Annotated in this window: 22 protein-coding genes and 3 pseudogenes; 13 read left to right on the top strand and 12 right to left on the bottom strand. The window is 68.8% G+C overall.

Annotation, left to right across the window (positions count from 1 at the left end):
- Nucleotides 1–84: 84 nt before the first annotated feature.
- The 4 genes from ACX80H_RS06200 to ACX80H_RS06185 all read left to right on the top strand — a co-directional run bounded on the left by ACX80H_RS06200 (nt 85) and on the right by ACX80H_RS06185 (nt 4,760).
- Nucleotides 85–1,518 (top strand): flavin monoamine oxidase family protein, encoded by a 1,434-nt coding sequence (locus tag ACX80H_RS06200; protein ID WP_459313375.1) that lies wholly within the window; start codon nt 85–87, stop codon nt 1,516–1,518.
- A gap of 1 nt (nt 1,519) precedes the next feature.
- Entirely contained in the window at nt 1,520–2,410 is an 891-nt protein-coding gene (locus tag ACX80H_RS06195; RefSeq protein WP_459311803.1) for a universal stress protein, read from the top strand.
- Complete coding sequence (locus tag ACX80H_RS06190; protein WP_459311802.1) at nt 2,407–3,927, top strand: APC family permease; 1,521 nt, start codon at nt 2,407–2,409, stop codon at nt 3,925–3,927. The genes ACX80H_RS06195 and ACX80H_RS06190 overlap by 4 nt, the downstream gene beginning before the upstream one ends.
- Nucleotides 3,928–4,232: 305 nt before the next feature.
- Complete coding sequence (locus ACX80H_RS06185) at nt 4,233–4,760, top strand: MarR family winged helix-turn-helix transcriptional regulator (RefSeq protein ID WP_459311800.1); 528 nt, start codon at nt 4,233–4,235, stop codon at nt 4,758–4,760.
- A 44-nt stretch (nt 4,761–4,804) separates the two neighbouring features.
- Here ACX80H_RS06185 and rarD read toward each other — a convergent pair whose 3' ends face one another.
- Nucleotides 4,805–5,767, bottom strand: coding sequence for an EamA family transporter RarD (rarD, locus tag ACX80H_RS06180; protein WP_459311798.1), 963 nt, complete (start codon nt 5,765–5,767; stop codon nt 4,805–4,807).
- 173 nt (nt 5,768–5,940) lie between these two features.
- Here rarD and ACX80H_RS06175 point away from each other — a divergent pair, with 173 nt between their 5' ends.
- The 3 genes and pseudogenes from ACX80H_RS06175 to ACX80H_RS06165 form a co-directional block, all read left to right on the top strand.
- The gene (locus ACX80H_RS06175; RefSeq protein WP_459311797.1) at nt 5,941–7,362 is read left to right on the top strand and encodes an FAD-dependent oxidoreductase; all 1,422 of its coding nucleotides are present in this window, start codon (nt 5,941–5,943) and stop codon (nt 7,360–7,362) included.
- Between the two features lie 56 nt (nt 7,363–7,418).
- The gene (locus ACX80H_RS06170; RefSeq protein WP_459311796.1) at nt 7,419–8,771 is read left to right on the top strand and encodes a GAF domain-containing protein; all 1,353 of its coding nucleotides are present in this window, start codon (nt 7,419–7,421) and stop codon (nt 8,769–8,771) included.
- 51 nt (nt 8,772–8,822) lie between these two features.
- Nucleotides 8,823–9,620: pseudogene (locus tag ACX80H_RS06165) on the top strand (M23 family metallopeptidase); the annotation flags it as partial.
- Nucleotides 9,621–9,754: 134 nt separating this feature from the next.
- On the opposite strand, the gene ACX80H_RS06160 reads toward ACX80H_RS06165, so the two are convergent.
- Nucleotides 9,755–10,312, bottom strand: coding sequence for a pentapeptide repeat-containing protein (locus tag ACX80H_RS06160; protein ID WP_459313374.1), 558 nt, complete (start codon nt 10,310–10,312; stop codon nt 9,755–9,757).
- Nucleotides 10,313–10,973: 661 nt separating this feature from the next.
- On the opposite strand from ACX80H_RS06160, the gene exaC reads away from it, so the two are divergent.
- Both exaC and ACX80H_RS06150 read left to right on the top strand, forming a co-directional pair.
- On the top strand, nt 10,974–12,497 hold the full coding sequence (exaC, locus tag ACX80H_RS06155) for an acetaldehyde dehydrogenase ExaC (protein WP_459311794.1): 1,524 nt from the start codon (nt 10,974–10,976) through the stop codon (nt 12,495–12,497).
- A gap of 8 nt (nt 12,498–12,505) precedes the next feature.
- On the top strand, nt 12,506–12,949 hold the full coding sequence (locus ACX80H_RS06150) for a DUF779 domain-containing protein (protein ID WP_459311793.1): 444 nt from the start codon (nt 12,506–12,508) through the stop codon (nt 12,947–12,949).
- A gap of 145 nt (nt 12,950–13,094) precedes the next feature.
- Here ACX80H_RS06150 and ACX80H_RS06145 read toward each other — a convergent pair.
- Together ACX80H_RS06145 and ACX80H_RS06140 are read right to left on the bottom strand one after the other, a co-directional pair.
- Nucleotides 13,095–13,382: pseudogene (locus tag ACX80H_RS06145) on the bottom strand (ArsR/SmtB family transcription factor); the annotation flags it as partial.
- Between the two features lie 20 nt (nt 13,383–13,402).
- The gene (locus ACX80H_RS06140; RefSeq protein WP_459311791.1) at nt 13,403–14,320 is read right to left on the bottom strand and encodes a cation diffusion facilitator family transporter; all 918 of its coding nucleotides are present in this window, start codon (nt 14,318–14,320) and stop codon (nt 13,403–13,405) included.
- A 126-nt stretch (nt 14,321–14,446) separates the two neighbouring features.
- Here ACX80H_RS06140 and ACX80H_RS06135 point away from each other — a divergent pair, with 126 nt between their 5' ends.
- Nucleotides 14,447–15,193 (top strand): GAF and ANTAR domain-containing protein, encoded by a 747-nt coding sequence (locus ACX80H_RS06135; protein WP_459311790.1) that lies wholly within the window; start codon nt 14,447–14,449, stop codon nt 15,191–15,193.
- Between the two features lie 38 nt (nt 15,194–15,231).
- On the opposite strand, the pseudogene ACX80H_RS06130 reads toward ACX80H_RS06135, so the two are convergent.
- From ACX80H_RS06130 to ACX80H_RS06120, 3 genes and pseudogenes are all read right to left on the bottom strand, one after another.
- Nucleotides 15,232–15,734 (bottom strand): annotated as a pseudogene (locus ACX80H_RS06130) (asparagine synthase-related protein).
- A gap of 33 nt (nt 15,735–15,767) precedes the next feature.
- Nucleotides 15,768–15,944 carry an asparagine synthase-related protein gene (locus tag ACX80H_RS06125; RefSeq protein WP_459311788.1) on the bottom strand — a complete coding sequence of 59 codons (177 nt, stop codon included), beginning with the start codon at nt 15,942–15,944 and terminating at the stop codon, nt 15,768–15,770.
- Nucleotides 15,905–16,240, bottom strand: coding sequence for a hypothetical protein (locus ACX80H_RS06120; protein WP_459313373.1), 336 nt, complete (start codon nt 16,238–16,240; stop codon nt 15,905–15,907). Before ACX80H_RS06120 ends, ACX80H_RS06125 begins: the two co-directional genes overlap by 40 nt.
- Nucleotides 16,241–16,451: 211 nt before the next feature.
- Between ACX80H_RS06120 and ACX80H_RS06115 the strand changes: the two genes are divergently transcribed.
- Complete coding sequence (locus tag ACX80H_RS06115; RefSeq protein WP_459311787.1) at nt 16,452–16,589, top strand: hypothetical protein; 138 nt, start codon at nt 16,452–16,454, stop codon at nt 16,587–16,589.
- Nucleotides 16,590–16,677: 88 nt separating this feature from the next.
- On the opposite strand, the gene ACX80H_RS06110 is transcribed toward ACX80H_RS06115, so the two are convergent.
- Nucleotides 16,678–17,652 carry an aldo/keto reductase gene (locus tag ACX80H_RS06110; protein WP_459311786.1) on the bottom strand — a complete coding sequence of 325 codons (975 nt, stop codon included), beginning with the start codon at nt 17,650–17,652 and terminating at the stop codon, nt 16,678–16,680.
- 125 nt (nt 17,653–17,777) lie between these two features.
- Between ACX80H_RS06110 and ACX80H_RS06105 the strand changes: the two genes are divergently transcribed.
- The gene (locus ACX80H_RS06105) at nt 17,778–18,437 is read left to right on the top strand and encodes a TetR/AcrR family transcriptional regulator (RefSeq protein WP_459311784.1); all 660 of its coding nucleotides are present in this window, start codon (nt 17,778–17,780) and stop codon (nt 18,435–18,437) included.
- A 36-nt stretch (nt 18,438–18,473) separates the two neighbouring features.
- Nucleotides 18,474–21,023: an MMPL family transporter gene (locus tag ACX80H_RS06100; protein ID WP_459311783.1), complete on the top strand. Its 2,550-nt coding sequence runs from the start codon at nt 18,474–18,476 to the stop codon at nt 21,021–21,023.
- A 20-nt stretch (nt 21,024–21,043) separates the two neighbouring features.
- Here ACX80H_RS06100 and ACX80H_RS06095 read toward each other — a convergent pair whose 3' ends face one another.
- The 4 genes from ACX80H_RS06095 to ACX80H_RS06080 form a co-directional block, all read right to left on the bottom strand.
- Nucleotides 21,044–21,682, bottom strand: a complete 639-nt coding sequence (locus ACX80H_RS06095; RefSeq protein ID WP_459311782.1) for a YitT family protein — start codon at nt 21,680–21,682, stop codon at nt 21,044–21,046.
- Between the two features lie 104 nt (nt 21,683–21,786).
- Nucleotides 21,787–22,794 (bottom strand): adenosine deaminase, encoded by a 1,008-nt coding sequence (locus tag ACX80H_RS06090; protein WP_459311781.1) that lies wholly within the window; start codon nt 22,792–22,794, stop codon nt 21,787–21,789.
- A 165-nt stretch (nt 22,795–22,959) separates the two neighbouring features.
- On the bottom strand, nt 22,960–24,447 hold the full coding sequence (locus tag ACX80H_RS06085) for a catalase (RefSeq protein ID WP_459311780.1): 1,488 nt from the start codon (nt 24,445–24,447) through the stop codon (nt 22,960–22,962).
- Between the two features lie 7 nt (nt 24,448–24,454).
- Nucleotides 24,455–24,943 (bottom strand): Fur family transcriptional regulator, encoded by a 489-nt coding sequence (locus ACX80H_RS06080; protein ID WP_459311779.1) that lies wholly within the window; start codon nt 24,941–24,943, stop codon nt 24,455–24,457.
- Between the last annotated feature and the right edge of the window lie 24 nt (nt 24,944–24,967).

The raw sequence follows: 24,967 nt of genomic DNA, 5'->3' as shown, positions 1-24,967 counted from the left end.
CTACGGGCGCGCCCTTCCCTCCGGAGGCACCCATGGCTATAGTAGGGCGAAATAATGAACGGCATTCATTTAGTGGCCTGCGTCATGCGGGCCCGGGAGGAACACGTGAAGATCATCGAGCGCGACGTCGTCGTCATCGGAGCGGGGCCGTCCGGCCTCACCGCCGCACGGGAACTGAGGAAGGCCGGCCATTCGGTCGCCGTGGTCGAGGCGCGGGAGCGTGTAGGCGGTCGGACGCACACCGACGTCATCGACGGTGCCGTCATCGAGGTCGGGGGCCAGTGGGTCTCCCCGGACCAGACCGCCCTCATCGGACTCCTCGACGAACTGGGGCTGGGGACGTTCTCCCGCTACCGCGAGGGCGACTCCGTCTACATCGGCCCCGACGGGAAGCCGGTCCGCTATACGGGGGAGATGTTCCCCGTCAGCGACTACACGCGGGAGGAGATGGAGCGCCTCATCACCCTCCTGGACCGCCTCGTGGCGGAGGCGGGACCCGAAGCGCCCTGGAACCACCCCGACGCCCGAGCCCTGGACACCATCTCCTTCCACCACTGGCTGCGGCAGCAGTCGGACGACGAGGAGGCCTGCAACAATATCGGCCTGTTCATCGCCGGTGGCATGCTGACCAAGCCCGCCCACTCCTTCTCCACACTGCAGGCGATCCTCATGGCAGCGACCGCCGGCTCGTTCTCGAACCTCGTGGACGAGGACTTCATCCTCGACAAGCGCGTCATCGGCGGCATGCAGTCCGTGTCCGAGCGCATGGCCGCGGAACTGGGGGAGGACGTGGTCCTCTCGAGTCCGGTCCGCACCCTCCGCTGGAGCGGCATGGACGGGCGTGACAGTGCGGAGGGAGTCACCGTCGTCTCGGACACGGTGACCGTCAACGCGCGGTACGCCGTCGTCGCCGTTCCGCCCAACCTCTACTCGCGCATCAGCTACGAGCCGCCGCTGCCGCGCCGGCAGCACCAGATGCACCAGCACCAGTCGCTGGGCCTCGTGATCAAGGTGCATGCCGTCTACGCCACGCCGTTCTGGCGCGAGGAAGGCCTCTCCGGAACCGGGTTCAGCGCCGACTCGATCGTCCAGGAGGTCTACGACAACACCAACCACGAGGACCCGCGCGGCACCCTGGTCGGCTTCATCTCGGACGAGAAGGCCGACGCGATGTTCGAACTCGCCCCGCACGAGCGCCGTGAACGGATCCTCGCCTCGATCGCCGGGTTCCTCGGCCCCCAGGCGCTCGAACCCGAGGTGTACTACGAGTCCGACTGGGCCTCGGAGGAGTGGACGCGCGGCGCGTACGCGTCGAGCTTCGACCTCGGCGGTCTGCACCGCTACGGACGCGACCAGCGCACGCCGGTCGGTCCCATCTACTGGTCCTGCTCCGACATCGCCGCCGAGGGCTACCAGCACGTCGACGGCGCCATCCGGATGGGACAGCGCACGGCCGCGGCCATCCACCGTGCGCTCGCCTCTGGACTGCAGTCCGCAGCGTCCGGCCGGGAATCCTGAGGTGCGCTATATCGTCGGCTATACGGCGGACGAGCGCGGGCACGACGCCGTCTGCCTGGCGGTCGCCCTTGCGCGCCGACAGGACGCCACCCTGGACCTCGTCCTCGTCACGCCCGAGCACTCGCCCTACGCCGGGGCCTACCCGCCGGGCAAGGGCTTCGACAGCCTCCTGTCCGAGCAGATGCGGGAGTGGATGGACCAGGGGCTCGCCCTCGTGCCCGACGACGTCTCCGCACGCGGCGTCGTCGTCCGGGCCGAATCGAACGCGGAGGGCCTCATCCAGGCGGCCGAGGACACCGAGGCGTCCCTGATCGTGATCGGCGCGAGTTCACGCGGGCTCGCCGCCCGGTTCAATGTCGGCAATGTGGCGCGCAGCCTCCTGCATGCGTCCCCGGTGCCGGTTGCCCTAGCTCCCAGGTCCTACCGGCGCACCGATCCGGTCACACGGCTCACCTGCGCCGTCGGACGGAGGGCGGGCGCCGACGACGTCATCTCCGTCGCCGTCTCCTCGGCCCGCCGCCGCGGGCTGCCCCTGCGGCTCGTGTCCCTCGTCTCGCTCGACGCCGGGCCGGATTCCGCCGAGGCGGAGGACGAGGCGAACCTGCGGCTGGCGGAGGCGGCGTCGTCCCTCGCGGCAGGTGGACGCGTCAGCGTCGAGACCGCGCGAGGCGCCTCCGTCGAGGAGGCCATCGAGGCCCTGGCCTGGGACGAGGGGGAGGTGCTGCTCGTCGGATCGAGCCGCCTCGCGCAGCACATGCGCATCTTCCTCGGCTCGACGGCCAACAAGATCCTACGTGCGCTGACCATCCCCATGGTCGTCGTCCCGCGTACGTACGCAACGCCCGGCGCCACTTCCGGCCCGGGCGCCTTACCCACAGAGGCGGACGCATGAGTATCGACGAGACAACACAAAGGGGAACAGGACTCAGCAGCAAGGGCCTGGACTCCGGGACCGTAGGGTTGCTGGGCGCCGTCGTGATCGGGGTGTCCTCCGTGGCCCCCGCCTACACCCTGACCGCAGCCCTCGGTCCGACCGTCGCGGAGGTGGGGGTCAACCTCCCGGCCATCTTCCTGGTGGGCTTCATCCCCATGCTGCTCGTGGCCCTCGGCTACCGCGAGCTGAACAACTCCATGCCGGACTCCGGGACGTCCTTCACCTGGGCCACGCGGGCCTTCGGGCCCTGGGTCGGCTGGATCAGCGGCTGGGCGAGTGTTGCCGCCACCGTGATCGTGCTGTCCAACCTCGCCGCCGTCGCGGTGGACTTCTTCTACCTGATGCTCTCCCAGCTGCTGAACGATCCCGCCATCGCGGACCTCACGCTGAACCTGCCGGTGAACATCGCGACGACACTCGTGTTCATCGCCCTCGCCTGCTACGTCTCGTACCGCGGGATGGAGGCCACGAAGACGGTCCAGTACGTGCTCGTCACCTTCCAACTCGTGGTCCTGGCCTGGTTCGCGATCGCAGCCTTCCTCCATGTCGCCGACGGCACCGCCTTCGACGCGACGCCCATCAGTGCGGAGTGGTTCAACCCGTTCGCCGTCGGATCCTTCTCCGCCTTCGCCGCGGGAGTGTCGCTCTCGATCTTCATCTACTGGGGATGGGACGTGACCCTCACGATGAGCGAGGAGACCACCAACCCGAAGAAGACACCGGGCCGCGCGGGTGCGCTGACCGTCTTCGTCATCGTGGTCATCTACCTCACGGTCGCGCTCGCGACCCTCGCCTTCTCCGGAGTGGGCGAGGGCGAACTGGGAGCGGGCAACCCGGACAACCAGGAGAGCATCTTCGCGGCGCTCGCAGGTCCCGTCATGGGCCCCTTCGCCATCCTCATGTCCATGGCCGTGCTCAGTTCCTCGGCCGCGTCCCTGCAGTCTACGTTCGTCTCCCCGGCGCGCACGCTGCTGGCGATGGGCCACTACAAGGCCCTGCCCGAGGGCTACGGGCGGATCAGCCCGCAGCACAAGTCGCCGAGCTTCGCGACCGTCGCCGCGGCCCTCGCCGCCGCCGGTTTCTACGTGTTCACCCGGCTGGTCTCCGAGAACGCCCTCTGGGACACCATCACGGCCCTCGGCCTGATGATCTGCTTCTACTACGGCATCACCGCCCTGGCGTGCGTCTGGTACTTCCGGGCGCAGGCGTTCTCGAGCATCCGCCACACGTTCTTCCGGTTCCTGGCACCGCTGCTCGGCGGCGTGATCCTGCTGGTCATGTTCTTCAAGACGGCCGTCGACTCCATGGATCCCGAGTACGGTTCCGGGTCGGAGCTGTTCGGTGTCGGCATGGTGTTCATCCTCGGCATCGGAGTCATCCTGCTCGGAGTGGTGCTGATGCTGGTGTGGTCGCGGATCAACCCGGCATTCTTCCGCCAGGAAGTGATCACCAAGGGCTCCGCACCCCGGGACTAAAAGGCCGGGTATATGGGCCCGGGTATATGGGCCCGGGCAGAACGGCCCGGAGGAGCGGACCGGAATAGCTGGACGTAAGAGGCGGCACGGCCGGAAGCGCTGCGGAGGAGTGAACCGACTCCACAGCGCTCCCGGCTGTGCCGCCCCCGCGTCCGCCGGGGACTGTCCGAGATGGCCGGCCGATGCGGGCCTCCTCGTGATCGGCGCCGGCAACAGACTGCTGCCACCGCTGTCCCGCAGTCATCAGGGCGGTAATGCCGTCACAATAGGGTGCCGGTGCCCTCCCGCATGCCTACTATTCGGTCATGGAGGGACGCGATGAAGGGGCAGGAAGGGATGATCCCCGCCGCGCCGCGCTCGACGCGGTCGAGGAGAAGGCGGCTGCGATGTGCCGCAGCGAGCAACTGGTGTGCCGGGTCCTCGCGCGCGATATCGACCCCGGGATGGAACCGGCCGCGTACAGCGTCCTGACCGCGGTGCGCATCGCACGGACCTGCAGGGTCACCGACCTGGCGGCGACGCTGGGCATGAGCAAATCCGCAGTGAGCGGACATGTGGCGGCGTTGCAGCGGCTGGGCCTCGTGGAACGCGGCAGGGCCGGTGACGATGAGCGTTCCCATCCGGTGGCACTGACGGAGGAGGGTGTGCGCAGGGTGGAGCGGGCGCGCGGGACTCGGCGCAGGGCCTTCCGCCGGCAGCTCGAGGGCTGGGACCCGGCCGACGTCGTCGACCTCGTCGGCCTGCTGTCGCGCTTCAACGCGGCATACCTCGGTGCCGGGCCCGCGGACGGCGCGGTGCCCGGGGCGTCCGTCCGGCCCCCGATCCCGGACTGACCGGCGGGGCGCTAGGGCGGTGCTATGGCCGCCGGGACGCGTCCTCAGGCCGCCGTCGCTGCCGGTTCGGGTGCCTTCGCAGGCCGTGGCTGGCGGCGGACGGTCCGCAGCATGTCGACGGTCAGGAGGATGAGGCCCGTCCATACGAGGCCGAAGCCGACCCACCGTTCGAAGGGCATCTCCTCATGGAGGACCAGCAGTGCGAGAACGAACTGGAGCACGGGGGCGAGGTACTGGAGGAGCCCGATGGTGGTCAGGGGCAGGCGGCGGGCCGCAGCACCGAAGAAGATCAGCGGGACGGCGGTGATGACACCCGACGCGGCCATGATCCAGAAGTGGCCCGTCCCCTCGGTCAGCAGGGTCGCATCACCGGTCGACCCGAGCCAGAGCATGACCGCCGCTGCGATCGGCGCCAGGGCCGCCGTCTCGATGCTGAGGCTCGTCACCGCATCCACGCGCGAGCCCACCTTCTTCTTGGCGAAGCCGTACAGGCCGAAGGAGAAGGCGAGGGAGAGGGCGATCCAGGGCACGGCCCCGTATCCGACGGCCAGGACGACCACCGCCAGCAGACCCATGCCGATCGCCGTCCACTGCAGAGGCCGCAGCTTCTCGCGCAGCACGATCACGCCCAGCAGCACCGAGACGATGGGATTGATGAAGTAGCCCAGGGCGGCCTCGATGGCCTGTCCCGTGGTGACGCTGTAGGTGTACACGAACCAGTTGACGGCGATCAGGAGCGCCGCGACCGCGAGCGTCCCGACGATCCGCGGGGTGCGCAGGGCGGCGAGCACCGGCCGCCAGGAGCGCAGGACCGTCAGGAGGAGTGCGCAGAAGAGCAGGGACCAGAGCACGCGGTTGGCGACGATCTCGATCGGACCGGCCGGCGCCAGGACGAGGAAGTACAGCGGCAGCAGACCCCAGAGCCCGTAGGCGCCGATGCCGAAGAGGATACCGACCGAGTTCTCGCTCCTCGCGGGCCGCTGAGTCTTTTCGCCTGTTCCAGTCACGAGGTCGGGAACCCGCCCCGACCGGCCTTTATTCCCTCCCGACCTGCGCACAGGGGACGAGATCCCTGCCACTGTTTTCGGCGGTGTCGCGTGCCGGCATTTAGAATAGGGAAGCGTGCGCTTATTCTGCGCAACGCTATCCACCAGGAGCATCCCGGGAAGAAGGCTAATCAGTGTCTACCTCAGCTGCGGCACGACCGCTGCGGGTCGCGATCATCGGCGCCGGTCCGGCAGGCGTCTACGCCGCCGACATCCTGACGAAGTCGAACGAGGTGCAGGGCGGCGATTTCTCCGTGAGCATCGATCTCTTCGACCAGTACCCGGCACCCTATGGCCTGATCCGTTACGGGGTTGCTCCTGACCACCCCCGCATCAAGGGCATCGTGAACGCCCTGCACAAGGTGCTGGACCGCGGGGACATCCGCTTCCTCGGCAACGTCAACTACGGCCGGGACCTCACGCTGTCCGACTTCCGCCGCTTCTACGACGCCGTGATCTTCGCGACGGGCGCCATCCGGGACGCCGACCTGGACATCCCGGGTATCGGTCTCGAGGGCTCCTTCGGAGGTGCCGACTTCGTCTCCTGGTACGACGGCCACCCCGACGTCAGCCGCGACTGGCCTCTCGAGGCGAAGGAGATTGCGGTGATCGGCAATGGCAACGTCGCCCTCGACGTCGCTCGCATCCTCTCGAAGCACGCCGACGATCTCCTCTCCACCGAGATCCCGGACAACGTCTACCAGGGCCTGAAGTCCTCGCCGGTGACCGACGTCCACGTGTTCGGCCGGCGCGGGCCGGCCCAGGTGAAGTTCACCCCGCTCGAACTCCGCGAACTCTCCCACACACGCGACGTCGACATCGTCCTCTACCCCGAGGATTTCGACTTCGACGCGGGCTCCGAGGAGCAGATCGCGACGAACAACCAGACCAAGACGATGGTCAAGACCCTCACCAACTGGCTGGTGGAGGATGAGCCGACGGGTGCTTCCCGACGCCTGCACCTCCACTTCCTGCATTCGCCCGTGGAGGTCTACGACTCGCCCGAGACGCCCGGCAAGGTCGCGGGCATGAAGTTCGAGCGCACGGAACTGACCGGGGACGGCAACGTCCGCGGAACGGGCGAGTTCATCGATTACCCCGTCCAGGCCGTCTACCGGGCCATCGGGTACTTCGGCTCCGAATTGCCCGAGGTCGGTTTCGACGACAAGCGCGGCGTCATCCCGAACGAGGGCGGACGCGTCATCGACGAGGACGGCAAGCCCGTCCCGGGGATCTACGCCACAGGGTGGATCAAGCGTGGGCCGGTGGGCCTCATCGGGCATACGAAGGGTGACGCGCTGGAGACCATCGGGTTCCTTCTCGAGGACCGGCTCAATCTTCCTCCCGCCGAGGACCCGTCCGAGGACGCGATCATCAACCTCCTCTCGGAGCGCGGCGTGCGATACACGACCTGGGAGGGCTGGCTCAAGCTGGACGCCCACGAGCTGAAGCTGGGAGCCAACTTCGTGAACACGTCGGGCAACGCGGAACTCGTCCGCGAGCGCGTGAAGCTCGTGCCCCGTGAGGACATGGTGGGCATTTCTCGCGGCGAATAGTCCCGCTACACTGTGGCCTGTCCCCAGTCACGGGACGATCACGAAGCGGAGTGCCGATGTCGCCGTCCCGTTCCATTCCCGTAGGGGAGCTCTCCTCCGACGTCCTGCAGCGGGAGGCCTTCGCCGCCCACGAGGCACTGGGCCAGGGGGAGGGCGTGAATGGGAACCTGCGCGGCGTCGTGCACGACTCCTGGCTCCGGTCGCTGGCCCTCCTGCCGAATCCCGCCACGGCGCGCGCCCGGCTGTTCTGTTCGGAGGAGGATCTCGAGGCGTACCGTCAGGGGCATCCCCTCGCCGCGATCATGCCCGTCATCGACCGCCTGCTCGTGCAGCCGAGCCTGGAGTCGGGAATGCTCGTCGCGGTGGGAGACGAGAACGGCCGGCTGCTGTGGGTGGACGGCGACCGTGAACTGAGGCGCCGGGCCGAAGGCATGCTGTTCATGGCCGGCACGGACTGGTCCGAGGCGAGCGTCGGCACCAGTGCGCCGGGCACCGCGCTGGCACTCGAGCGCAGCGTGCAGATAGCGGGAGCCGAGCACTTCAGCCCCCTGGCCCACCCGTGGAGCTGCACGGCCGTGCCCCTCCGCGACCCCGACTCGGGTACGGTGCTCGGCGTCATCGACATCACGGGAACGGCCGACGCCGTCGCCGCCTCCACGCTGTCGCTCGTCGAGGCTGCAGTTGCCGCAGCCGAGGCGCACCTGAGCATCCACCGGCTCAGGAGCCGGCTACCGGGAGCGAAGCGGCGCCGCTCGGCCTGTACCCCGGCGGCCCTGTACCGGAACAGCCTCCAGATCCTCGGCACGGATCACGGCGTGGTGCATGCAGGAGGGGCGGCGCTGGACCTCAGTCCCCGCCATGCGGAACTGCTGACGCTCCTGGCCCTGCATCCGGAGGGCCTGACCGCCGACCAGCTCGCGATCATGGCCTACCCCGAGGACGCATCGGTCACCACGGTCCGCGCCGAGATGCTGCGGCTGCGCAAGGTCCTGGCGGGGCATGGCGGGGCGATCGTCCCCCAGTCCCGGCCGTACCGCCTGCCCACCGAACTGGTCGTGGACGCCGTCCAGGTCCTGAACTACCTGCACCGCGGCGCACACCGCATGGCGCTCGAGATCTACCGCGGACCGGTGCTTCCCCGCTCACAGGCACCGTCCATCGTGCGCCTGCGCGGCGAGGTGTCGGCGCTGCTGCGGGACGCCGTCCTCAACGACGGGGCGCCGGACACGGTGCTGCAGTACCTTGCCCTCGCCGAGGCGGAGTACGACGCCGAGGCATGGCAGGTCGCGCTGCGGGTCCTACCCGGGCGGTCCCCGAAGCGGGCTGCGGTCGTCGCGCACGTGGAGTGGCTCGAGGCGGAACTCTCAGCCACACCGTCGTCCGGCTCAAGTTCTCCGAAATTTTGGTAGCGGATCGTGATAATTCGTCGCGACAAGCCTGTGGTCGGGCTACCGTTGACCATGGTGACCGACGATCCGGCGGGCAGAGCAGCCCTGGGGACCGGCCACCGGACGCACCACTACAAGGGGAATTTCGTGACGCAGGCTGGCCAGCACCCGGGAACACCCAGGGGGCGTATCGTCCGTACCTCCCGCACGAAAATGAATGCAAGCCTTGCCATGGTGGTCTGCTTCGTCGGATTCCAGGGGATCGTCCCGCAGTCGTGGGAGTCGGCGTCGGCCGTGGCGCCCGACGCCCTGCGTCATACCGCAGTCCTCCAGGATGGCGACCTTCCGACGGGCGTCGTGGGAGCCTCCCTGCTCGCGCCGCTCGACAGCCTCGATGCTCTCGACGCGGTAGGGCCGCACACGACGGCGGCCCCAAAGCCCGCAGGAAGCGAAGCCGGGGCGGATCGTGACGCGACGGCCGCGGCCTCCACGCAACGACCGCCCGCGGGCAAGCTGTTCGCACCCCTCGACGCGCTCGCCGCGAGTTCCTCCTTCGGGTTCCGCGTGAGCCCCATCACGGGGGAGGCGGGAGAATTCCACACGGGCCAGGACTACGCCGCCCCCTGTGGCACACCGGTCTACGCGGCCGATGCCGGCACAGTGCGTGCCGTCGGCTGGCACCCGTGGGGAGGCGGCAACCGGGTCGAGGTCGATCACGGCAACGGCCTCATCACGACCTACAACCACCTTTCGGGGATCTCGGTCGTGGAGGGGGACACCGTCAACAGCGGTGACCCCATCGCCGAAGTGGGCTCGACGGGTTCTTCGACCGGCTGCCACCTGCACTTCGAGACCATCCTCGACGGCGAACATGTCGACCCCGCGCGGTGGCAGCTGGTGTCCACCCGGCATGGAGAGCGCAAGGGCGAGCTGAAGGACTACTCGCCGGGCGGCAGCAGTGCATCCGACATCCCGGCCTGGGCGCAATCCTCCACCCGCCCGGATCAGCAGGCACCGGCCACGGAACCCGGTGCGTTCCCCGTGGCGTCCGGTCCTTCGGGAATCGTCGGCTCCGGGGGGCAGCCGCCCTCCAAGCCTGCGACGCCGAACGTGCCCGGCCCGGCTCCCAGTGCACCGAAGCTGCCTGCTGCCGCAGACGGTGGCGCCCCTACGACCGCCCCGAGCGCGCCGTCGAAGCCCGACAATCCGGGGTCGACCGTTCCGGGGGCCTCCAGCCCATCGGTCCCACAGCAGCCGACGCCACCGGCCAAGCCGACGCCACCGGCCAAGCCGCCGATCCCGCCGAAGTCGACCCCGCCGAAGTCGACCCCGCCGAAGTCGACCCCGCCGAAGTCGACCCCGCCGAAGTCGACCCCGCCGAAGTCGACCCCGCCGAAGTCGACCCCGCCGAAGTCCAGCCCGTTGACGCCGCCACAGTCGGCTCCGACAGACCCTTCCGGCCCGGACGCTACGAAGCCTGTGGATCCCACCCCGGCGCCGACCCCGGACCCGGAATCGACTCCGACCCCGACTCCCGACCCCGCACCGGCTCCGGATCCCATCCCGGATCCGACTCCCGACCCCGCACCGGCTCCGGACCCCACCCCCGATCCGACTCCCGACCCGACGCCGACCCCGGACCCTGCACCGGCTCCGTCCTGCGACACTGACCCGTCGACTCCGGACCCGTCGGCAGATGATGCGGCGACAACGGATCCCGCACCACCGGGGACCTCGGCTCCGGCTTCAGCGAAGCCTGAACCCCCATCGGTTCCTTCCGCACCCGGCACGGACCCGACCGCCGGAACTCCAGTGCCGGGCACATCTCCGACCCCCGGAACTGAAGCGGCGCCTGGAACTGAACCGGCGCCCGGAACTGAACCGGCCCCTGGCGAGGACACCGACCCTTCCGATCCGTCGTGCGGCGACCCCGAAACCCCGACCGATCCCTCGGCCGAAACCCCCGCCGATCCCTCGGCTGAAACCCTCGCCGATCCCGGCACCGTGTCCGAGACAGGATCCGCTGCGACGGACGCGTCCCAGCCGGTCGAGGCTGCAGCAGGGGCCACGCCCGGGCAGGGCTAGGCCACCGCTCGGCCCGCACGGTGGCCTCGGGTGGCCGCAAGGAACGCCCGTGTGCAACGTTGCTGCAACTATCGGGCTCCTACGCTGTGGATCAGGGACGACGACGTCCCGCATTCACGGAGTTCAAGGAGTTCGACGATGCCTGTTTACGCCCAGCCCGGCCAGGACGGTTCGAAGGTCAGTTTCAAGCCGAGGTACGAGAACTGGATCGGCGGTGAATGGGTCGCCCCGATCAAGGGCCAGTATTTCGAGAACATCTCTCCCGTGACGGGCAAGAGCTTCTGCGAGGTCGCCCGCGGCACTGCCGAGGACATCGAGCTCGCGCTCGATGCCGCACACAAGGCCGCTCCCGCCTGGGGCAAGACCTCGGTCGCCGAGAGGGCCTCGGTCCTCAACCGCATCGCGGACCGCATCGAGGCGAACCTCGAAATGCTTGCCGTCGCCGAGACCTGGGACAACGGCAAGCCGGTGCGTGAGACCCTCGCCGCCGACATACCGCTCGCGGCCGACCACTTCCGGTACTTCGCCAGCGCCATCCGCGCGCAGGAAGGGCGCCTGTCACAGCTCGACGACGACATGACGGCGTACCACTACCACGAACCGCTCGGCGTCGTTGGACAGATCATCCCCTGGAACTTCCCGATCCTCATGGCCACCTGGAAGCTCGCCCCCGCTATCGCCGCGGGGAACGCCGTCGTACTGAAGCCGGCCGAGCAGACGCCGTCGTCCATCCTGGTGCTCATGGAGCTCCTCAGCGACATCCTGCCCGCGGGCGTCGTGAACGTCGTCAACGGGTTCGGTGTCGAGGCGGGCAAACCGCTGGCCTCGAGCAAGCGCATCCGCAAGATCGCGTTCACCGGTGAGACGACCACGGGGCGCCTGATCAGCCAGTACGCGAGCCAGAACCTGATCCCCGTCACGCTGGAGCTCGGCGGCAAGAGCCCCAACATCTTCTTCTCGGACGTCGCGGACAGCAACGACCCGTTCTACGACAAGGCCCTCGAGGGCTTCGCGCTCTTCGCGTTCAACCAGGGCGAGGTCTGCACGTGCCCGTCCCGGGCCCTCGTGCAGGGCTCCATCTACGACTCGTTCATGTCCGACGCGATCGCCCGCGTGGGGAAGATGGTGCAGGGCAACCCGCTCGACACGGAGACGCAGGTGGGCGCCCAGGCGTCCAACGACCAGCTCGAGAAGATCCTGTCCTACATGGACATCGGCGCCCAGGAGGGCGCGAAGGTCCTCATCGGGGGCGAGCGGAATGTGCTCGACGGCGACCTCGCCGAGGGCTACTACGTGAAGCCCACGGTGTTCGAGGGCACCAACAGCATGCGGGTGTTCCAGGAGGAGATCTTCGGGCCGGTCGTGTCCGTGACGCGCTTCAACGACTACGCCGAGGCCATGGAGATCGCCAACGACACGCTGTACGGGCTCGGAGCCGGTGTCTGGTCGAGGAACGGGAACGTGGCCTATCGAGCCGGCCGGGAGATCCAGGCGGGCAGGGTCTGGGTGAACAACTACCACGCCTATCCCGCGGGTGCAGCGTTCGGGGGCTACAAGTCCTCCGGCATCGGCCGGGAGAACCACGCCATGATGCTGGACCACTACCAGCAGACCAAGAACCTGCTGGTCAGCTACTCGGAATCCAAGCTCGGGTTCTTCTAGGAGATGCGATGACCGTCGAGGCCTCGGTGACCATCCCGGGGGAGGTCGCTTCCCGGGTGGCGCTGACGACGAGCGCCGTCGAGCTGCTGGACAAGCTGTGGCTCATCCACGGGCCCCTGATGTTCCATCAGTCGGGCGGGTGCTGTGACGGCTCGTCACCGATGTGCTATCCCGCCGGGGAGTTCCTCACCGCCGAGGCGGACATCCTCCTCGGCGTCCTCGACATCTCCGCGGGGTCGGGACGTGCGGACGGGCGCGGCGGCGGAGACGCCGCCGGCCCTGCGGACGACGACGCCCCCCGCCTCATCGAGTTCTGGATGTCGCGGGAGCAGTTCGAGTACTGGCGCCACACCCACCTCACCGTCGATGTGGTGCAGGGCAGGGGGAGCGGATTCTCCGTCGAAGCTCCGGAGGGCAAGCGGTTCCTCATCCGCTCGAGGCTGATGGGCTAGGGAGGGGGCCCGGGGAGCAGTTCAGATCGTCCCCCTGGCCCCCTGCGCCTGCAGGAGTCGTTCGGTGCCCGTGGTCCTGATGCCTGTGGTCCTGATGCCTGTGGTCCTGATGCCTGTGGTCCTGAAACCTGTGGTCCTGGTGCTGCGGGTCGACCGCCAGCACGATCCCGAGGAGGTCGGTGAGGGCGTGGCCGAGCTTCGGATCCACGAGTTCGTAGCGCGAGCGTCTCCCCTCGGGGACGGACACGACGAGACCGCACCCGCGCAGGCACGAGAGGTGGTTGGACAGGCTCTGGCGGCTCACGCCCAGGGCCTCGGCCAGTTCACTGGGATACGCCGGTGCGTCCCGCAGGGCCACCAGGACCCGCACGCGGGTCGGGTCCGACAGGGCCGTTCCCACACGCTCCAGCACCGAGGTCGAGGTCACGGTCATCGAGGCCAGGGTCTCCGGCATCAGTGGCTCAGCTCCGTCTCGTGGGGCACGTGGCCCAGCGGCTCGATCTGGAACGTGGAATGGTCGATGCTCACGTCGAAGTGCTGGCCGACGCATTCCTGAAGCTGGTCGAGGACGGCGTGGGCCGAGCCGTCCCGGTAGCAGCCGTCGTCGACGACGATGTGCGCCGTGAGGACGGGCAGGCCGGAGGCGATCTGGGTGATGTGCAGGTCGTGGACGTCCCGGACCTGGGGAAGGCGGGCGATGTGGGCGCGCACCTCCTCGAGGTCGATCCCGACCGGCGTGGACTCGAGGAGGACGTCGATCGTCTCGCGCAGCAGCGTCAGGGTGCGCGGGATGATGAGCGCACCGATGAGGAGGGCGACGACGGCGTCCGCACGCATCCAACCTGTCAGGGCGATGACGACGGCGGCGGCAATGACGGCCACCGACCCCAGTGCGTCGTTGAGCACTTCGAGGAACGCGGCCCTCAGATTGAAACTGGCGGCGCGGTGTCGTGCAAGCAGGGCGAGGGCGGCGAGATTCCCGGCCAGGCCGACGGCGCCGAAGACGATCATCTCCGGTGCGGCCACGTCCTCGGGTGAGATCAGGCGTCGTACTCCCTCAATGACCACGTAGGTCCCGACCGCCAGCAGGAACGCTGCCTGCAGCAGTGCGGCGATGACCTCCGCCCGACGGAAACCCCACGAACGCCGAGGCGTGGCGGGACGAACCGAGAGCGAGACGGCCCCGAGGGCCATCGCGAGGCCGGCCGCGTCGGTCAGGACGTGCACCGAATCGAAGAGCAGCGCCAGGCTGCCGGTCCACAGCGCCCCGATGACCTGCAGGACGAAGACGCAGAGCGTGATCACGAGCGCGCCGACCAACGGCCTGCGGCCGGCCGCCGCGGAGGGGGCGTGGTGGTGGTGCGAACCCATGAGGAGATAGTACAGCGGTGGGTGAACATCGGCCCCGGGCGGCGGTCGTCGCTGGTACCGTGATGTCTGCGGCCACTGGGGGCTTCCGCCCCGAGGACGGTGTCGATCGAGCAGGGGGGGGCTGCCATGGCCACGGATGACGCACCTCCGGTCCGCGACGACGCCTGGAGCATGCCGCAGGACGACGTCGCCGGAAAGCTGAGCGAACTCGCCCGGTCCCTCCAGCGGGAGGACAGCGAGGACGCTGTCCTGGAGCACCTGGTGCGGGCCGCGATCCCCCTGGTTCCCGGCGCCGACGAGGGTTCGATCACCGTGATGCTCGGGCGCCGCCGGGTCGAATCCCGTGCTGCGTCAGGGGCCCTCGCGCGGACGATCGACGAACTGCAGGAGCGCACCGGCGAAGGGCCCTGCATGAGCGCTGCCTACGAGGAACAGACCGTCCGCGTGCCCGACATGCACAACGAGGACCGGTGGCCTGCGTTCTCCGCGGAGGCGGCCGCAGCGGGCGCGGGCAGCATGCTCTCCTTCCAGCTCTTCGTCGAGGGGGACAACCTCGGCGCACTGAACCTCATCGGCCGCTCGGCGCATGCCTTCAGCGACGAGTCCGAGTACGTGGGGCTGCTCGTCGCCTCCCACGCCGCCGTCGCCTTCGCCGACGCGCAGAAACTCCACCAGTTCAAGGATGCCGTTGCCTCACGGGACTTGATCGGCCAGGCGAAGGGCATCCTGATGGAGCGGTACGGCGTCACGGCAGGACAGGCGTTCATCATGCTCGTGCGGGTGTCCACCGAGACGAACGCCAAACTCCTGGCAGTGGCGGAGGAGCTGGCGAACACGGGCAGCCTTCCTGTGCGCCGCACCGGCCGGCGCTGACAACATCCGGTGACTGACGGGACCTTTCGGCCGACGCGTCACCCCCTGATGCCGTGGCGTTGCAGCCAGAGTTCCAGCACGTCCAGCTGCCACAGCATGTTGTTTCCTCCGGGGCTGTAGTGCCCGTTCGGTTCATCCAGCAGGAGATCCACGTAGTCGGTGCGGAAGAGCCCGCGGTCCTTCACCTCGGGGGCCCGCAGGGCGTCGCAGAGCGTCGAGAGGAGCGGCTCGGCGAGGTACTTGACCGGTGGCACCGGGAAGTAGCCCTTGGGCCGGTCGATCACCTCTGCCGGGATGACCTTGCGGGTGATGTCCTTGATGATGCCCTTGCCGCCCTGTGTTGCTTTCAACTCGGCGGGCACTGGGCCGCGAGGCTGACGAGGTCCTGGTCGAGGAAGGGGACGCGGGCCTCGAGTCCCCACGCCATGGTCATGCTGTCCACGCGCTTCACGGGGTCATCGACCAGCAGCAGGTGCGTGTCGAGCCGCAGGACGGCGTCGAGGGCGGTCTCCGCGCCGGGTGCGCCCAGGTGCGCCTCCAACAGGGCCCTGCTGACGTCGGTGTCGGCATACCACTAATGGTAGGCGTAGCCCGCGAAGACCCCATCCGCCCCCTGGCCGGACTGCACCACCCTCCTCGCCGCCAACACCGTCGAAGGCGATGCTGAAGGTGTCAGTCCCTCCTGGCCGAGTTCCGCGAGGAGTGCGACGATCAGGCTCGAGTCGACGCCACCCGAGAGGAGTACGCCCACGGGTACGTCCGACACGAGGCGGCGTCGATGACCCGCACCGTCGCAGGGGGTACCTTCCGCACTCCGCGCAGGATGGTCCGCGGTGCAGGGACGATCGAGTGGCAGCTCAGGTAGTGGTGGAGTCCTACCTCGTCGATCGAGGTGTCGATTCCTCCACCCGCCACGAGGGCAGGAAGGGTCGACGCGAAGCGCAGCCGTCCCGGCAGGTCCGCCACGTAGAGGGATTTGATGCCGAGCCGGTCCCGGGCCATTACCCCGCGCTCGCGGCGCTCGTCCACGATGGCGAGGGCGAACATGCCCACGAGGTGGTCCGCGAAGTCCTCACCCCATCGCTCATAGGTACGCAGGATGACCTCCGGACGAGGAAGGAGAAGGCGGTGGAGCCGATGAAAAAGCCGAAATACAGCTGGTTCGAGGTCCTGCCGATGAACTGGTCGAAGACCACCGGGGTGAGGGAGCCCGCCGTCTGCTGCACGGCGAGGAGCAGGACGGAGAAGGGTAACCGAGGTGACCGTCGGGAGGCTCGTGGTCACGGCTGCGAGGAAGTCGACGGCGCCCTCCTCGAACACGATGGACCGCACCACCGCGCGCACCGGCGTCGTCGGGGGTCAACCGGTCCAGCGGGTCGTGGCGGACCCCCGGTGAATCAGCAGGAATTCTTACGGTCTATCACCGGGAACGGCGGTCCCGGGCGCAAAGCTGGCCCTTGCGGACCCCCTGTGCTCCGCTCCGGCTAGCGGTCGACGGCGGACATGTCCTCGTAGCGGTCCCCGACGGGAGCAGCGACGGCACCGAGCTGTGCGAGCTGGGCCTCCGTGAGGACCAGGGCGTCGGCCGCGACGTTCTCCTCGAGGTAGCGCACCTGCTTGGTGCCGGGGATGGGGGCGATATCGTCTCCCTGCGCCAGGAGCCATGCCAGGGCGACCTGCCCGGGAGTGGCGTCGAGTTGGCGTGCGACGTCGTCCACCTGTTCCACGATCCGGATGTTCGCCTGCAGGTTCTCTCCCGCGAAACGGGGATTGTTGCGGCGGAAGTCCGTCTCGTCGAGCTGGTCGACCGAGCGGATGGTCCCGGTCAGGAACCCCCTGCCGAGTGGGGAGTAGGGCACGAAGCCGATACCGAGCTCGCGCACCAGCGGGAGGATCTCGGCTTCGGGATCCCTGCTCCACAGTGAGTACTCCGTCTGCAGCGCTGTCACCGGGTGGACCGCGTGCGCCCTGCGGATGGTCTCCGGTGCTGCCTCGGAGAGGCCGATGTGCTGGATCTTGCCCTCCTGGACCAGTTCGGCCAGCGCACCCATGGTGTCCTCGACCGGCACGGAGGGGTCCATGCGGTGCTGGTAGTAGAGGTCGATGGAATCGGTCGCCAGGCGCTTGAGGGATCCTTCGACCGAGAGCCGCACATTCTCCGGGCTGCCGTCCAGGCCCCGGGCATCCCCGGACGTGTGGCGGATCGTCCCGAACTTCGTCGCGATCACGGCGTCGTCGCGCCTGCCCCGGAGGGCGCGGCCCAGCAGCTCCTCGTTCGTGTAGGGACCGTAGATCTCCGCGGTGTCGAAGAAGGTGACGCCGAGATCGAGGGCGCGGTGGATGGTCTTCGTCGCGCCGGCGTCGTCCTTGCCACTGCCCGTGTAGAACGCGGACATCCCCATGCAGCCCAGGCCGAGCCGGGAGACGTCGAGGCCGGAGCCGAGGGTGATGGTCTTCATGGAGAGCCTCCGTGGTCGAGGGTGGGTGCCTGGGCCAGAGTACGCCCGGCAGGAACGGGTCACGAGGGAAAACCCTGCAACCGCCTTTGTTGCACAGTGTGCAATTTCCCATCTAGGCTTGGTCCGTGCTGAGTACAACCGACAATGCGGAGCCGCTGGGGCGCCGCGAGCAGAACAAGGTCGACACGCGCCGCGCGATCGCCGACGCGGCCTTCGACCTCGCACGGTCCGTCGGCCCGGGGGCCTTCACCGTCGACCAGATCGCAGGACGCGCCGGTGTCTCACGCCGGACGTTCTTCAACTACTTCCACAGCGCAGAGGATGCGCTGACCGTCCGCACCGACACGTTCCTCGAGCTGGCGCTCGAGGTCTTCGGGCAGATGCCCTCCGACGAGCCGCTGTTCGACTCCATCGTGCGCTCCTTCAGCGAGACGACGAGGATGGAGGGCCTGTCGCTGCACGGCGAACTCTTCCGCATGGCGGACACGAATCCCGATCTCCTGCGCGCCCAGCTCCATGCGTGGGAGCGCGCCGAAACCCGGATCGTCGGGGCACTGCGCCGCCGCCTCGGGGCCGCCGCGCCGGATCTCTACCTCTCGGCCCTCGTCGGATGCGTGCTGTCCTGCACGAAAGCCGCGATGCGGGACTGGGCGGCGAGTACGCCGGAGTCGGGCGACGACTCCGGGAAGCAGCTCGAGGCACGCATCCTCGCTTCCCTGACCATGCTGCGGGACGGCTTCGCCGATCCCGTCGCCGTCCTCGACGGCCTCCCTGCCGGTTCCTGACCCTTCCGCTTCCCGACTCCCCGCAAGGACTCCTCCATGGCTTTTCTGCTCTACCGGCTCGGCTCGTTCGCCTTCCGCAGGCGATGGTGGGTCATTTCCGCCTGGCTCGCGATCATGCTCGCGGTGGGGGGCGCCGCCGTCGCCTTCTCCGGCACCCTGACGAACAACTTCACGATCCCCGGCACCGAGTCGCAGCGCATCTCCGACCGGTTGCGGGAGGAACTGCCCGAGGCCGTGGGCGGCACGGGCACGGTCGTCTTCGCCACCGACGACGGGGCCGCGTTCTCGGCGGAGCAGCGCGACGGCGTCCAGTCCGCACTGGCCGCCATCTCCGGGCTCGACGGCGTCCGGGACGTCGTCGACCCGTTCGACGTGGCGGACCAGCAGGCGGCCGGAGTCAAGGACCTCGAGTCAGGACGTGCCGAGCTCGAGGCGGGGGAGCAGCAACTGAGCGCGGGCGAGGCGCAGCTCGAGCAGGGGCAGGCACAGCTCGACCAGCAGCGCGCCCAGTTCGAGCAGGCCCGCCGTCTGCTCCGTCCGGCACGCGTCGCAGCCATCGAGGAGCAGCTCCAGCAGGGACAGGCCCAACTCGACGCCAGCCGGACGGAACTCGAAGCCGGACGCGAGCGGCTCGAGTCGAGCAGGGCCCAGCTCGACCTCGGACAACGGCAGGTGGACGCCACCTCCGGCGTGCGCCTCCTGTCCGAGGACAGCTCCACGGCCGTCGCCAGCGTCCAGTTCGACCAGCAGATCAACAGCGTCTCGCCGGAACTGCGGGAAAGCGTGCAGGAGCAGGCCGCCGAGGCCGAGTCCGCAGGCGTGACCGTCGATTACAGCAAGGAGATCGTCGAGGACGTCTCCGGCATCGTCGGGGCCACGGAGGCCCTCGGCCTGGCCGTCGCCGCCGCCGTCCTGATCGTCATGCTCGGTACGCTGATCGCTGCCGGCCTGCCGCTCCTCATGGCTATCGTGGGCGTCGGTGTGGGCGTGGGCATCACGTTCGCACTCTCGGGCGTCGTCGAGCTGAACAGCATCTCGCCGGTTCTCGCCCTGATGCTCGGCCTCGCCGTCGGCATCGACTACTCACTGTTCATCGTGAACCGTCACCGGACGCAGCTGCTGCACGGCATGGAGATGCAGGAGTCGATCGCCCGCGCGACCGGAACGGCAGGCAATGCGGTCCTCTTCGCAGGCATCACGGTGATCGTTGCGCTGGCGGCGCTGGCGGTCCCCGGGCTGCCGTTCCTGACCGTGATGGGTCTGTCGGCTGCCGGTACGGTCGCCGTCTCGGTGCTCGTGGCGCTGACCCTCACACCGGCCCTTCTCGCCCTGCTGGGGCGGCGGATCATCTCGAAGCGCCGCTGGGACAAGGCGCGCGGCCACAAGCACTCGGCTGCGGTTCCCCTGGACAGCGACAGCGGGACGTCCCTCGCGGACCAGCGCGCGGCGAACGGCGCGGGCTGGGGCGGACTCGTGACCCGGAAGCCCGTCCTGACGGTCCTCGCCGGGGTGGTCCTGCTGGGCGTCATCGCCGTTCCTGCCGCGCAACTGCGCGTAGGGCTGCCCGACGGCGGCACGGAGCCCGCCGACTCGACGGCGTTCCAGGCCTACAGCACCATCGGCGAGAAGTTCGGTGCAGGAACCAACGGGCCGCTGATCGTCGTCGGGTCCCTGCCCGAGACGGCCGACGAGGCGGAGCTCACGAACCTGCAGCTGGACGTCAACGACCTGCTGCGCGAGGTCCCCGGCGTGGCCGCCTCCATACCCGCGACGGTGAGCGAGGACGGCCGCACGGCGATCTTCCAGGTCATCCCGGAGGAGGGTCCGGCCAGCGAGCCCACGGAGAACCTCGTCCGCGACCTGCGGAACTCGACCGGCGAATTCGAGGAGCAGACCGGCGTTCCCATCGCCGTCACCGGCCAGACCGCCGCCAACATCGATGTTTCGGCCAAACTCATGGAGGCGCTGCCGGTCTACCTCGGTATCGTCGTCGGGCTGTCCCTGATCCTGCTGCTGCTGGTCTTCCGCTCGATCCTCGTGCCCATCATCGCGACCGCGGGCTTCCTGCTCTCGCTGCTCGCGAGCTTCGGTGCCACGGTCGCCATCTACCAGTGGGGCTGGCTGGGCGGCTTCTTCGGCGTCACGAACCCGGGGCCGATCCTGAGCTTCCTCCCGATCATCCTGATCGGGGTGCTCTTCGGGCTCGCCATGGACTACCAGATGTTCCTGGTGTCCGGTATGCGCGAGGCGTTCGTCCACGGCGACGACCCCAAGGCCGCGGTGCGCATCGGCTTCAGCCACGGGGCGCGTGTGGTCACGGCCGCGGCCATCATCATGGTCTCCGTCTTCGCGGGTTTCGTGTTCTCGCACCTGGCCATGGTCCGCCCCATCGGGTTCGGGCTCGCCTTCGGGGTGCTGCTGGACGCGTTCGTGGTCCGTATGACGCTGGTCCCGGCAGCGATGTACCTCCTGGGCAGGCATGCGTGGTGGCTGCCCGCATGGCTCGGACGGATCCTGCCCGACGTCGACGTCGAGGGTGCCAAGCTCCTGCGGAAGGAGAAGGAACGGGAGCCCGTCCCCGTGTAGGGCGCGGGTGGCCAGGAGCGCTACGCGCCGAGGTAGCGCCCCGGCCTGTGGTTGAGGGCCAGCACGAGGTTGAGCAGCACGGCACCGATCGCGGACAGCAGGACGGTCGCCGGCTCGACGACGGTGAAGGCGGCGAGGATGATGCCCGTGTCCAGCGCCATCTGCACGTACCCTGCTCGCCAGTGCAGCCGTTCCTGGAGGATCAGCGCGAGGATGTTGAAACCGCCGAGGCTCGCCTTGTGCCGGAAGAGGATGAGGAGTCCGACCCCGGCCAGCAGGTTGCCGGCGAGGGCGGCGTAGAGCGGGTCGAGTGTCAGCCCGCCGAGCGCCAGCGGGTGCAGGTAGGACAGGCCCGACACGAGGGCGACCGCCGCCATGGTGCGGAGGGTGAAGTCCCAGCCCTTCTTCCACACCGCCAGGGCGAAGAAGGGCACGTTCACGGCGAAGAACAGGACGCTGAAGGGGACTCCTCCCACGTAGCTCAGCAGCAGGGCGAGGCCGGCCGTACCGCCGGTGACCGCGCCGCTCGTCTTGAGCAGGAACAGGCCGAGGGACACCGTGAACGTGCCCGTGACGATCCCGAGGACGTCCTCCAGCACGGAGTGCCGGACGATCAGGTCGGCGTCGTCGAGCTCGGGGCGGTGCGTCGTGGTGTCCATGGCCGCAAGGTATCACCGGCCCTTTCCGCGGGACCAATGGATTCCCTCGGATGTGAAGGAAAGCACAGCCGGGGCCTCCCGCCGTATGGCGGCACCGTCCGGAGTCAGGCGGTGCCGGACTGCTCCGCGGCCCGCCAGGCCTCCACCTCGGCCAGCAGTGCCGCACGGCGTTCCCCGTCGAGGAACGCGGACCGGAAGGAGTTCCCGGCGAGCGTCGCGAGTTGGTCCACTCCCAGCCCGAAGGCCCTCCCCAGCGCAGCGAAGTTGTCGTCGACGTAGCCGCCGAAGTAGGCAGGATCGTCCGAGTTCACGGACACGTTCAGGCCGCGGGCCAGCATCTCCGGCAGGGGATGGTCCGGCAGGGTGTCGACGGCGCGGAGCCGGACATTCGAGAGCGGGCAGACTGTCAGCGGTACGCGGTCGAGGACGAGCCGCTCCACGAGGGCCTCGTCCTCCATGCAGCGGATGCCGTGGTCCAGCCGGTCCACCCGCAGGACGTCGAGTGCCTCCCAGACGTAGGCGGGCGGGCCCTCCTCGCCTGCGTGCGCGATGCACTTCAGTCCGGCGCCGCGGGCACGGTCGTACACCTCGGCGAAGAGTGACGGCGGATATCCCACCTCCGCGGAATCCAGACCGATACCGATGATGGGGGCATCCATCGCGAGAAGGTCCTGCAGAACCTCGAGCGCCTCCGCGGCCGGACGGTCGCGGAGGAACGCGGCGATGAGCGCCGTGCTGACGCCGAAGTCGGCCTCGCTCGTGGCGAGGGCCCCGGCCACTCCGTTCACGCACGTCTCGAGGGTGACGCCGCGGGCGAGGTGGGCCTGCGGGTCCATCATGATCTCGGCGTGGCGCACACCGGCGGCGGCGGCGCGGCGCAGGTACGCACGCGTCATGTCGGCGAAGTCCTGTTCCGTGCGCAGCACGTCCATGTTGGCGTAGTACAGGTCCAGGAATGACTGCAGGTCGGTGAACGCGTACCGGGCGGCGAGGTCCGCGGTATCGGCGTAGGGGAGCTCGATCCCGTTGCGGGCGGCGAGCTCGAAGATGAGGTCCGGCTCCAGGGTCCCTTCGATGTGCAGGTGGAGTTCGGCGCAGGGCAGGAATGGCATCCCCCCAGCCTAGGAGAGCCCGGCACCACGTGGCGAACCGCCGGGTCCTGCGGTGCATACGCGGAAGGGCGGACCCGGAGGTCCGCCCTTCGTTCGTGCGGGTGTTCGTGCCGTTCCTGCGGTGGTTCCTGCCGCGGTTCCTGAAGTGGAGCCGGTGCGGATCTTCTAGTAGAGGGCTGCTTCCGACTCGGTGGCCGGCGTGATGCCATGTCCGAGGTTCGCGGCGAGCTTCGCGCCGAGCTCGGCATCCACGTTGGCCCAGTACTGCACGGCCCGGGCACGGATCTCGTCGCTCTTCACGCCGCCGACCGCGCCGGTGATCGTCTCGAGGAAGCGGGCGCGCTGGGCGTCGTCGAACACCTCGCGGTACAGCGTGCCGGCCTGGTCGAAGTCGTCGTCCTCCGCGTGCAGCGAGTGCGCCGCGCGGACGAGGTCACCGTCGTTCTCCCAGCCGCCGTGCGCACCGTACTGTGCGGGGTCCGCGGCGGGTCCGCCCACCGAGTTCGGTGCGTACACCGGGGTGGAGGCGGAGTTGAAGTGGTAGCGGCCGGAGCCGTCCTTCGAGTAGTTGCGCACCTCGTTCTTCGGCATGTTCACCGGCAGCTGCGCGTGGTTGGTACCCACGCGGTAGCGGTGGGCGTCCGCGTAGGAGAAGATACGGGCCTGCAGCATGCGGTCCGGGCTCGCGGCGATGCCGGGCACGAAGTTCGACGGCGCGAAGGTGGCCTGCTCGATCTGCGCGAAGTAGTTCTCCGGGTTGCGGTTCAGCGTGAGCTTGCCGACCGGGATGAGCGGGTAGTCGCCCTGCGGCCACACCTTGGTGAGGTCGAACGGGTTGAAGCGGTACGTCTTCGCGTCGTCGTAGGGCATGATCTGGACCTTGAGGTCCCAGCTCGGGTGGTTGCCCTTCGCGATGTTCTCGGACAGGTCGCGCAGGTGGTGGTCCGCGTCCGAGCCGGCCAGCGACTCGGCCTCGTCGACGGTGAGGACCTCGTGGCCCTGGTTGGACTTGAAATGGTACTTGACCCAGAACTTCTCGTTGGACTCGTTGATCCACATGTAGGTGTGCGAGCCGTAGCCGTTCATGGTGCGCCAGGAGTTCGGCAGGCCGCGGTCGCCCATCAGCCAGGTCACCTGGTGTGCTGATTCGGGGCTCAGGGTCCAGAAGTCCCACTGCATGTCGGCGTCGCGCAGGTTGGTGCCGGGGAGGCGCTTCTGCGAGTGGATGAAGTCGGGGAACTTGATGCCGTCGCGGATGAAGAACACCGGGGTGTTGTTGCCCACGAGGTCGTAGTTGCCCTCGGAGGTGTAGAACTTGAGCGCGAAGCCGCGGGGGTCGCGCCACGTGTCGGGCGAACCCTGCTCGCCGGCCACGGAGGAGAAGCGGAGGAGGGTCTCCGTCGTCGTGCCCTGCTGGAAGAGCGCCGCGCGGGTGTACATGCTGACGTCCTCGGTGGTCTCGAAGACACCGAAGGCTCCGCCGCCCTTGGCGTGCACCACGCGCTCGGGGACGCGCTCGCGGTTGAACTGGGCGAGCTTCTCGACGAGGTAGTGGTCAGTCAGCGGGATGGCGCCGTCGCGGCCGAGGACGGACGAGTTGCTGTCATCGATGACGGGGGCGCCGGACTGCGTGGTGCTGAAGTTCGCGGACATAGTGCTCCTATTCGTGGGATACGGGTGGTTGGGGGCTGGGGGCTGCCGAGCGGCAGTCGTCGCAGAGGCCCTGGTAGAGGACCTCGGCGATCTGGATGGTCATGCGGTGCGCTCCGGGCGACCACTCGGGAGTCAGGCAGGGGGCGTGTCCCACGGCGCAGTCGACGTCCTCAATCCGGCCGCAGCCGGTGCAGACGGCGTGGTGGTGGTTGTCGCCCACACGGGTCTCGTACCGGGCGGGGGAGTGCGGCGTGTCGATGCGGCGCAGGAGGCCGAGGTCGGTGAGGTCGGCCAGGATCACGTAGACCGACTGCACGGTGATGTGCGGCAGGGCGGCGCGGACCGCGGCCGCGGCGTCATCGGCGGTGGCATGTGGTGACTGCTCGACGGCGGCAAGGACGGCGAGGCGCTGGCGCGTCACCCTCCGGTGGGAGGAGTGCAGTGCCTCCGACCACCGGGCCTCACGGGCCTCGGGGGTGCTGGCTGTCTGCGTCATGCCCCGAGTCAACCAGTAAATCTG

It is taken from the genome of Arthrobacter pasteuri (genome assembly GCF_054510955.1).
Note: the sequence above shows the minus strand (reverse complement) of the source record. Positions and strands in the feature narration are given on the sequence as shown.

Bases quoted from the DNA above. Each gene is read 5' to 3' on its own strand.
- ACX80H_RS06170 (WP_459311796.1), top strand. From the start codon at position 7,419: ATGTCGCCGTCCCGTTCCATTCCCGTAGGGGAGCTCTCCTCCGACGTC.
- ACX80H_RS06110 (WP_459311786.1), bottom strand. From the start codon at position 17,652: ATGAAGACCATCACCCTCGGCTCCGGCCTCGACGTCTCCCGGCTCGGC.
- ACX80H_RS06160 (WP_459313374.1), bottom strand. From the start codon at position 10,312: ATGGGATCCGGAGCCGGTGCGGGGTCGGGAGTCGGGGTCGGAGTCGAT.
- ACX80H_RS06085 (WP_459311780.1), bottom strand. From the start codon at position 24,447: ATGTCCGCGAACTTCAGCACCACGCAGTCCGGCGCCCCCGTCATCGAT.
- ACX80H_RS06190 (WP_459311802.1), top strand. From the start codon at position 2,407: ATGAGTATCGACGAGACAACACAAAGGGGAACAGGACTCAGCAGCAAG.
- ACX80H_RS06100 (WP_459311783.1), top strand. From the start codon at position 18,474: ATGGCTTTTCTGCTCTACCGGCTCGGCTCGTTCGCCTTCCGCAGGCGA.
- ACX80H_RS06135 (WP_459311790.1), top strand. From the start codon at position 14,447: ATGGCCACGGATGACGCACCTCCGGTCCGCGACGACGCCTGGAGCATG.
- ACX80H_RS06080 (WP_459311779.1), bottom strand. From the start codon at position 24,943: ATGACGCAGACAGCCAGCACCCCCGAGGCCCGTGAGGCCCGGTGGTCG.
- ACX80H_RS06090 (WP_459311781.1), bottom strand. From the start codon at position 22,794: ATGCCATTCCTGCCCTGCGCCGAACTCCACCTGCACATCGAAGGGACC.
- ACX80H_RS06185 (WP_459311800.1), top strand. From the start codon at position 4,233: ATGGAGGGACGCGATGAAGGGGCAGGAAGGGATGATCCCCGCCGCGCC.
- ACX80H_RS06140 (WP_459311791.1), bottom strand. From the start codon at position 14,320: ATGGGTTCGCACCACCACCACGCCCCCTCCGCGGCGGCCGGCCGCAGG.
- ACX80H_RS06150 (WP_459311793.1), top strand. From the start codon at position 12,506: ATGACCGTCGAGGCCTCGGTGACCATCCCGGGGGAGGTCGCTTCCCGG.
- ACX80H_RS06095 (WP_459311782.1), bottom strand. From the start codon at position 21,682: ATGGACACCACGACGCACCGCCCCGAGCTCGACGACGCCGACCTGATC.
- ACX80H_RS06120 (WP_459313373.1), bottom strand. From the start codon at position 16,240: ATGTTCGCCCTCGCCATCGTGGACGAGCGCCGCGAGCGCGGGGTAATG.
- ACX80H_RS06200 (WP_459313375.1), top strand. From the start codon at position 85: ATGCGGGCCCGGGAGGAACACGTGAAGATCATCGAGCGCGACGTCGTC.
- exaC (WP_459311794.1), top strand. From the start codon at position 10,974: ATGCCTGTTTACGCCCAGCCCGGCCAGGACGGTTCGAAGGTCAGTTTC.